General features: G+C 66.7%; 6 protein-coding genes. 3 read left to right on the forward strand and 3 right to left on the reverse strand.

All coding sequences use genetic code 11. The annotated features are described in order from the left end of the window. Positions 1 to 588 (forward strand): sensor histidine kinase (locus AB3X43_RS10280; protein ID WP_369429754.1); only part of this gene is annotated, 588 nt, incomplete at its 5' end. Here AB3X43_RS10280 and tyrS read toward each other — a convergent pair. Continuing rightward, on the reverse strand, positions 572 to 1,798 hold the full coding sequence (gene tyrS, locus AB3X43_RS10285; RefSeq protein ID WP_369429755.1) for a tyrosine--tRNA ligase: 1,227 nt from the start codon (positions 1,796 to 1,798) through the stop codon (positions 572 to 574). The two genes, AB3X43_RS10280 and tyrS, sit on opposite strands and share 17 nt — an antisense overlap. A gap of 198 nt (positions 1,799 to 1,996) precedes the next feature. On the opposite strand from tyrS, the gene AB3X43_RS10290 reads away from it, so the two are divergent. Continuing rightward, positions 1,997 to 3,391: a M23 family metallopeptidase gene (locus AB3X43_RS10290; protein WP_369429756.1), complete on the forward strand. Its 1,395-nt coding sequence runs from the start codon at positions 1,997 to 1,999 to the stop codon at positions 3,389 to 3,391. Then, positions 3,388 to 4,533 carry an anhydro-N-acetylmuramic acid kinase gene (locus AB3X43_RS10295; RefSeq protein WP_369429757.1) on the forward strand — a complete coding sequence of 382 codons (1,146 nt, stop codon included), beginning with the start codon at positions 3,388 to 3,390 and terminating at the stop codon, positions 4,531 to 4,533. Before AB3X43_RS10290 ends, AB3X43_RS10295 begins: the two co-directional genes overlap by 4 nt. 89 nt (positions 4,534 to 4,622) lie before the next feature. Here AB3X43_RS10295 and AB3X43_RS10300 read toward each other — a convergent pair whose 3' ends face one another. Beyond that, positions 4,623 to 6,089, reverse strand: coding sequence for a glutamate synthase subunit beta (locus AB3X43_RS10300; protein ID WP_369429758.1), 1,467 nt, complete (start codon positions 6,087 to 6,089; stop codon positions 4,623 to 4,625). A 47-nt stretch (positions 6,090 to 6,136) separates the two neighbouring features. Then, positions 6,137 to 8,409, reverse strand: a 2,273-nt coding sequence (locus AB3X43_RS10305; protein WP_369429759.1) for a glutamate synthase-related protein, incomplete at its 5' end; no start/stop codon positions are given.

An 8,409-nucleotide genomic window follows, 5' to 3' on the forward strand; every position in this document is an offset into this window, starting at 1 on the left:
GCCCAGGCCCAGCGGCTGGCCCAGGAAACCGAAGACGAGCGCGCGCGCGAGCGCTCCCAGACGCTGGTGCGCCAGCTCGATCGCCTGACCCATCTGGCGACCCGTCTGCTACAGATTGCCCGGATCGATTCCGGTGTCGCGCTGCAGCGCCAGTCCATCGACCTGCGTCAACTCGCGCAGATGGTGGTGGATGAATTCCCGCAGTCGCGCGACAGCACCCACCAGTTGCGCCTGATCACCGACACCTCGCCCGCACAGGTACTGGGCGACATCGACGCACTCGGCATCGCCGTGCGCAACCTGATCGACAACGCGCTGAAGCACGCCGGCAACGAAGCCAGCGTCGTGGTACGGGTGCTGCCCGACGAGATCTCGGTCACCGACGACGGTCCGGGCGCGCCCGGCGTGGACCTGGCAGCATTGACGCGCCCCTTCGAGCGCGGCAGCACGCTGGCCCGCGGCAGCGGCCTGGGCCTGTCGTTGGTCCAGACCATCGCCCGACAGTCCGGCGCGGAACTGCTGCTGACATCCCCCGTGGCCGACGGACGCGGCTGGCGCGCCTGCCTGTGGTTCAAGCCACCAGCGTGACGCGCGCGAACTTGCGCTTGCCGACCTGCACGACGTAGCTGCCAGCGTCCAGGCGCAGGGCCTTGTCGCTGATGGTGGTGCCGTCGATGCGCACGCCGTTCTGCTCGATCAGCCGCTGGCCTTCGCTGCCCGACGCCACCAGCCCGGCCTGGCGCAGCAGCGCCGCGATGCCCAGTGGCGCACCGGACAGCGCCACTTCCGGCAGGACGTCGGGCACACCGCCACGGGCACGGTTCTGGAAGTCCTGCTCGGCGGCGTCGGCAGCCACGGCACCGTGGAAGCGCGCGGTGATCTCCTTGGCGAGCAGCACCTTGGCGTCCTTCGGGTTGCGCCCGGCCTCGACCTCGGCCTTGAGCACCGCGATGTCGGCCTCGCTGCGGAAGCTCAGCAGCGTGTAGTAGGTCCACATCAGCGTGTCGCTGATCGACAGCAGCTTGGCGTACATCGCGTTCGCCGGCTCGCTGATGCCGATGTAGTTGCCCTTGGACTTGGACATCTTCTCGACGCCGTCCAGCCCGACCAGCAGCGGCATCGTCAGGATGCACTGCGGTTCCTGGCCATATTCCTGCTGCAGATGGCGCCCCATCAGCAGGTTGAACTTCTGGTCCGTGCCTCCGAGTTCCAGATCCGACTTCAGCGCAACAGAGTCATACCCCTGCATGAGGGGGTAGAGGAACTCATGGACCGAGATCGGCGTGCCCGCCTTGAAACGATTGGTGAAATCGTCGCGCTCCATCATGCGGGCCACGGTGTAGCGCGACGCCAGCGCGATCATGCCGCGTGCGCCCAGCGGATCGGACCATTCAGAGTTGTAACGAATCTCGGTGCGGGCCGGGTCGAGCACCAGGCTGGCCTGGCGGTAGTAGGTCTCCGCGTTAGCCTTGATCTGCTCGGCGGTCAAGGGCGGGCGGGTCGTGTTTCTGCCAGAAGGGTCACCGATCATCGAAGTGAAGTCACCGATCAGGAAGATCACGGTGTGACCCAGGTCCTGCAGCTGGCGCAGCTTGTTGAGCACCACCGTGTGGCCGAGGTGGATGTCGGGCGCCGTCGGGTCGAGCCCGAGCTTGATGCGCAGCGGCTGCCCGGTGCGGTGCGAACGCTGCAACTTGGCCACCCACTCCGCGCGCGGCAGCAGCTCTTCGCAACCCCGCAGCGTGACTTCCAGTGCAGATTGCACGGATTCTTCGATTTCACTTAAATCATGGGGCATGACGAAACGGGGGGTTATTAGTTCGTAACTTTGGCACGTCTCGGTATACTGCGCCGACTTCGAGTTGGCCCGGATTCTAGAGTGTCCAGTGCCTGTTCCAGAGCAGAACAGGCCGGACATGTCCAAGGGGGAGGATGGTGCCAATGGATCAATCCGGACTGGCGTGTCCCGCGCCCGTCACGAACCAAGAACAGACTCGTGAACAATCTGGGCGAAAAAGCGCGCCTGCATCTGGCGCACGCAGACCTCACCGTTCGACGTCATCCGAAGACGTTCAGTGCCATCGTCACGGCCGTGCTGACCCTCAGTGGCGTCACGGCGTTTGGTGTCGCACCACTGAGCATGGTCGATTCGACACCCAAGAACATCCAGACCGTCACAGAGTCCGTGTCGCCCGAAGGGTTGGCCGCCCAGGCCGAGGCACTGGCCGAATACGAGATGCTGCTGCACCGCAGCGACCTCACCCGCTCGACGGACACCGCCGACACGCTGCTGCGCCGCCTGGGTGTTTCCGATCCTGAAGCATCTGCATTCTTGCGCAAGGATCCGGTGGCACGCACCATCCTTTCGGGCAGGCCGGGCAAGATGCTGCGGGCGGTCACCGAGTCGACCCCCGGCGGCGGCGAACTGCAGGAACTCGTCGTGCGCGGCCCGGCCAGCGACGACGCCCACCTCACCTCGCACTTCACCCGCATCACTGTGCGCCGCACCGACCACGGTCTGACGGCACTCAGCGAGCAGGTGCCGATGAAGATCGAGACCCGCAGCGGCGCCGCCACCGTCACGACCACGCTGTTCGCCGCGACGGACGAAGCCCGCATGCCCGACCACATCACGGGTCAGATGGCGGACATGTTCGACAACGATGTCGACTTCCGCAAGGACATCAAGCCCGGCGACAGCTTCGCCGTCGTCTACGAGGCCATGACCGCTGACGGCGAGCCGGTCACCTGGAGCGGAGCGACCGGGCGCGTGCTGGCCGGACGCTTCATCCATGGCAAGGAAACCCACGAAGCGGTCTGGTTCCAGGAAGCTGGCAAGAAAGGCGAGTACTACAGCCTCAAGGGCCAGGGCAAGCAGAAGGCGTTCATGGCCTCTCCGCTGGCCTTCTCCCGCGTGACCTCCGGGTTCGCGATGCGCTTCCACCCGATCCTTCAGACCTGGCGCGCCCACCTGGGCATTGATCTCGGCGCCCCGATGGGCACGCCGGTGCACACCGTCGGCAACGGTGTGGTGAACTTTGCCGGTGTGCAGAACGGTTACGGCAACGTCGTGATCATCGGGCACAGTGGCGGGCGCGAGACCGTCTATGCCCACCTCAGCCGCATCGATGTCAACAAGGGGGCGCCCGTCACCCAGGGCTCGGTGATCGGTGCCGTCGGCGCCACCGGCTGGGCCACCGGCCCGCACCTGCACTTCGAATTCAAGGTCAAGGGCGCCCAGGTCGATCCGACGCAGGTCGCCCGCGCATCCGAATCCTCCGAGCTGTCCGGTGCCACCCGCGCCCGCTTCGAAGGGCAATCCAGGCAGATGCACGCGCAGCTGATGGAATCCATCGTGCGCCCGGTCGGAAAGCTGGCCCGCGTGGAATGAACGCAGCCTGTCCCGACGCGCTCTTCATCGGCCTGATGTCGGGCACGTCGCTGGACGGTGTCGATGGCGTGCTCTGCCGCCTCGGCGCCGACGGTCGCTGGCTTGGCGTCCTCACCCATGCCCACCGGCCGTTTCCCGAGCGCCTGCGTGGCGCCCTGATGGCGCTGCAGGCCAGCGGCCCGGACGAACTGCACCGCGCCGCCCTCGCCGGCAATGCGCTGGCCCTGGTCTACGCCGAGGTCGTCCAGGTGCTGCTCGACACCAGCCAGACGCCAGCCACGGCCGTCCGGGCCATCGGCGCCCACGGCCAGACCGTGCGCCACCAGCCCGGCCTGCACGACGGCATCGGCTACACGCTGCAACTCGGCAATGGGGCATTGCTCGCCGAGCGCACCGGCATCGACGTGATCGCCGACCTGCGCAGCCGCGATGTGGCCGCTGGTGGCCAAGGTGCACCGCTGGTGCCTTGTTTCCACCAGCACGTCTTCGGCCGACCCGATGCCACGCGCGCCGTGGTCAACATCGGTGGCATCAGCAACCTGACGATCCTGCGGCCCGGCGAGCCGGCGCGGGGTTTCGATTGCGGCCCCGGCAATGCGCTGATGGACCACTGGATCCACCGCCACCACGGCGCCGCCTACGACGACCGTGGCAGCTGGGCTGCCAGCGGCACGGTGTGGCCCACCCTGCTCGCCGACCTGCTGGTGCAACCTTATTTCGCCCAGCAGCCACCCAAGAGCACCGGGCGCGACCTGTTCCACCCCGCGTGGCTGCAGGAGCGGCTGGATGCGCTTGCGCAGGCCGGCAGGCCCATGCCATCCCCCGTGGATGTGCAAGCGACGCTGTGCGAGTTCACCGCCGCCGCCATCGCCGACGACGTGCGTCGCCACGCGCCCGATGCAGCCGATCTGCTGGTCTGTGGCGGGGGAGCCTTCAACGACTCGCTGATCGCGCGCCTGAAGGCCCGTCTGGTCGGTCTGGCGGTCCATTCCACCGACACCCAGGGCCTGCCGGCGCTGCAGGTCGAGGCGGCAGCGTTCGCGTGGCTCGCCTGCATGCATGTGCATCGGCGGGCAGCGAATGAACCGGCGGTGACGGGGGCTGCTGGCCTGAGGGTGCTGGGGGCGTGTTACCCGGCCTGACCCACGCACGGTCCGCGCAGCCACAAGAAAAAGCCGCCCGAGGGCGGCTTCGTTTCACGGCCGCCTCAGGCGGCCGGCCGTGAGGTTGCTCAACGCGGCAGCGTCGTCGCCCCCATCAGGAACCGATCCACTTCACGCGCGGCCTGGCGGCCTTCGCGGATCGCCCACACGACCAGCGACTGGCCACGGCGCATGTCGCCCGCCGCGAACACCTTGTCCACATTGGTCTTGTAGCCGCCGTCGGCATCGGTCGTCGCCTTGGCGTTGCCACGGGCGTCCTTGGCCACACCGAAGGCCTCCAGCACCGTCGCCACCGGATTGACGAAGCCCATCGCCAGCAGCACGAGGTCGGCCTTGTATTCCTTCTCGGTGCCGGGGATCTCGACCAGCTTGCCGTCCTTGAATTCGACGTGCACGGTCTTCAGGCCGGTGACCTTGCCGTCCTTGCCGATGAATTCCTTGGTGGAAACGGCGAACTCGCGGGTGCAGCCCTCGTCGTGGCTCGACGAGGTGCGCAGCTTCATCGGCCAGTACGGCCAGGTCAGCGGGCGGTTTTCCTCGACCGGTGGCTGCGGCATCACCTCGAACTGCGTGACGCTGGTGGCGCCGTGGCGGTTGGAGGTGCCCACGCAGTCGCTGCCGGTGTCGCCGCCACCGATGACGATGACGTGCTTGCCGTCGGCGCGGATCGGATCCTTCACCTTGCCGCCGTGGTTGACCCGGTTCTGCTGCGGCAGGAGTTCCATCGCGAAATGGATGCCCGACAGCTCGCGGCCCGGCACCGGCAGGTCACGCGACTGCTCGGAGCCGCCGGTCAGCAGCACCGCATCGAAGTCGGCCTTCAGCTGCGTGGGGCTGATGGTTTCCTTGGCCCAGTTGGTGACCTTGGAACCCTTGGGCAGCTCGCCGACCATCACGTTGTTGCGGAAGACCACGCCCTCGGCCTCCATCTGCCTGACGCGGCGGTCGATGTGGGTCTTCTCCATCTTGAAGTCGGGGATGCCGTAGCGCAGCAAGCCGCCCGGACGGTCGTTCTTCTCGAACAGCGTCACGTCGTGGCCGGCGCGGGCCAGTTGCTGCGCTGCAGCCAGTCCGGCGGGACCGGATCCGACCACCGCGACCTTCTTGCCCGTCTTGACCTTCGGCAGCTGCGGCACGACCCAGCCCTCTTCCCAGGCGCGGTCGATGATCGCGTGCTCGATGGACTTGATGCCCACGGCGGCGTCGTTCACGTTCAGCGTGCAGGCCGCCTCGCACGGGGCGGGGCAGATGCGGCCGGTGAACTCGGGGAAGTTGTTGGTCGAGTGCAGGACCGTGACCGCGTTCTTCCAGTCGCCCTGGAAGACCAAGTCGTTGAAGTCCGGGATGATGTTGTTGACCGGGCAGCCGTTGTTGCAGAACGGCGTGCCGCAGTCCATGCAGCGTGCGGCCTGGACCTTGGACTCGTCGGCCTTCAGGCCGATGACGAATTCCTTGTAGTTCTTGACGCGCTTTTCGACCGGTTCGTAGCCCTCTTCGAGGCGCTCGAACTCCATGAAACCAGTGACCTTACCCATGGTGCGTTGACTCTCGCAAATGTTCGGTTCGTCGGATGGCGGGGCGCTTACTTGGCCGGGACCGCTTGCGCAGCCTTGCCATCACCCCTGACGTCGCCCTTGGCCTTGGCGATGGTCTCGTCGGCCGCCTTGGTGGCGTTGATCTCGCCAAGGGCTCGCTTGTACTCGTGCGGGAACACCTTGACGAACCTGGCGCGGGCTTCGCTCCAGTTGTCGAGGATGTCGCGGGCACGCAGCGAACCCGTCCAGCGGTGGTGGTCGTCGATGAGCTTCTTGAGCAGCGCCTCGTCGGTCTGCCCCTGGTGCCAGATCGCCAGATCCATCGTCTTTTCCTGCTCGGCGGCCGGCAGCACCTTGTCGAGGGCCACCTGTGCGGTGTTGCAGCGCGAAGCGAAGCTGCCGTCCGCGTCGTACACGTAGGCCACGCCACCGGACATGCCGGCCGCGAAGTTGCGCCCCGTCTGACCCAGCACGACCGCGGTACCGCCGGTCATGTATTCGCAGCCGTGGTCGCCCGTGCCTTCGACGACGGTCGTCGCCCCCGACAGGCGCACCGCGAAACGCTCGCCCGCCACGCCGCGGAAGAAGGCCTCGCCGCTGGTGGCACCGAACAGCGCCGTGTTGCCGATGATGATGTTCTTCGATGCATCGCCACGGAACTCGATCGACGGACGCACCACGATGCGGCCACCCGACAGGCCCTTGCCGGTGTAGTCGTTGGCTTCGCCGATCAGGTAGAAGGTGATGCCGCTGGCCAGGAAAGCGCCGAAGCTCTGGCCGCCGGTGCCTTCCATCTGCACGAAGATCGACTCGTCGGCCAGACCGTCCGGGTGGTGCTTGATCAGCTCGCCCGACAGCATCGCGCCGACGGAGCGGTTGACGTTGCGCACGTCCTCCATGAACTGGACCTTCTCGCCCTTCTGGATCGCGGCGCGGGCCTTCTCGATCAGCTTGTGGTCGAGTGCCTTCTCCAGGCCGTGGTCCTGCGTGGACACATGCAGGCGCGGCACATCGGCCGGCACCGCAGGCTGGAAGAACACCTTGCTGAAGTCCAGACCCTTCGCCTTCCAGTGGCTGACCGCCTTCTTCGTGTCGAGCAGGTCCGAGCGGCCGATCAGGTCGTCGAACTTGCGGATGCCGAGCTGCGCCATCAGCTGGCGCGCTTCCTCGGCGATGAAGAAGAAGAAGTTGACGACATGCTCGGGCTTGCCGGTGAACTTCTTGCGCAGCACCGGGTCCTGCGTCGCCACGCCCACCGGGCAGGTGTTCAGGTGGCACTTGCGCATCATGATGCAGCCCTCGACCACCAGCGGCGCGGTCGCGAAGCCGAACTCGTCGGCGCCCAGCAGCGCGCCGATCACGACATCGCGGCCGGTCTTCATCTGGCCATCGGCCTGCACGCGGACACGGCCACGCAGGCGGTTCAGCACCAGCGTCTGCTGGGTTTCGGCCAGGCCGAGTTCCCACGGCGTGCCGGCGTGCTTGATCGACGACCACGGCGAGGCGCCTGTGCCGCCGTCATGGCCGGCGATCACGATGTGGTCGGCCTTGCACTTGGTGACACCGGCGGCGATGGTGCCGACACCGACTTCCGACACCAGCTTCACGCTGATCGACGACTTCGGATTGACGTTCTTCAGATCGTGGATGAGCTGCGCCAGGTCTTCGATCGAGTAGATGTCGTGGTGCGGCGGCGGCGAGATCAGGCCCACACCGGGCACCGAGTGCCGCAGCTTGCCGATGTACTCGGACACCTTGCCGCCCGGGAGCTGACCACCCTCGCCCGGCTTGGCGCCCTGCGCCATCTTGATCTGGATCTGGTCGGCCGACACCAGGTACTCGGTGGTGACCCCGAAGCGGCCCGAGGCGACCTGCTTGATCTTCGAGCGCAGGCTGTCGCCGGCCTTCATCGCGTAGTCGGACTCGATCACCTTGGCGCCGATCACGTCCGACACCTTGGTGCCGTCGACGATCTGGATGCCCTTCAGCTCGTTGCGGTAACGCGCCGGATCCTCGCCACCTTCGCCGGTGTTCGACTTGCCGCCGATGCGGTTCATCGCCAGCGCCAGCGTGCTGTGTGCCTCCGTCGAGATCGAGCCGAGCGACATCGCGCCGGTGGCGAAGCGCTTGACGATCTCGGCGGCCGGTTCGACCTCCTCGACCGGGATCGCCTTGGTCGGATCACACTTGAATTCGAACAGGCCACGCAGCGTCAGGTGGCGCTTGTTCTGGTCGTTGATGATCTGGGCGTATTCCTTGTAGGTGTCGAACTTGCCCGAGCGCGTGCTGTGCTGCAGCTTGGCGATGGCGTCCGGCGTCC

Origin of the sequence: Sphaerotilus sp. (genome assembly GCF_041083715.1) — a bacterium.
In the GTDB taxonomy this organism is placed as follows: domain Bacteria; phylum Pseudomonadota; class Gammaproteobacteria; order Burkholderiales; family Burkholderiaceae_C; genus Sphaerotilus.

What these genes read in the sequence shown, in the direction of transcription:
- AB3X43_RS10295 (WP_369429757.1), top strand. Translation starts at nt 3,388, where the DNA reads ATGAACGCAGCCTGTCCCGACGCGCTCTTCATCGGCCTGATGTCGGGC.
- tyrS (WP_369429755.1), bottom strand. Translation starts at nt 1,798, where the DNA reads ATGCCCCATGATTTAAGTGAAATCGAAGAATCCGTGCAATCTGCACTG.
- AB3X43_RS10300 (WP_369429758.1), bottom strand. Translation starts at nt 6,089, where the DNA reads ATGGGTAAGGTCACTGGTTTCATGGAGTTCGAGCGCCTCGAAGAGGGC.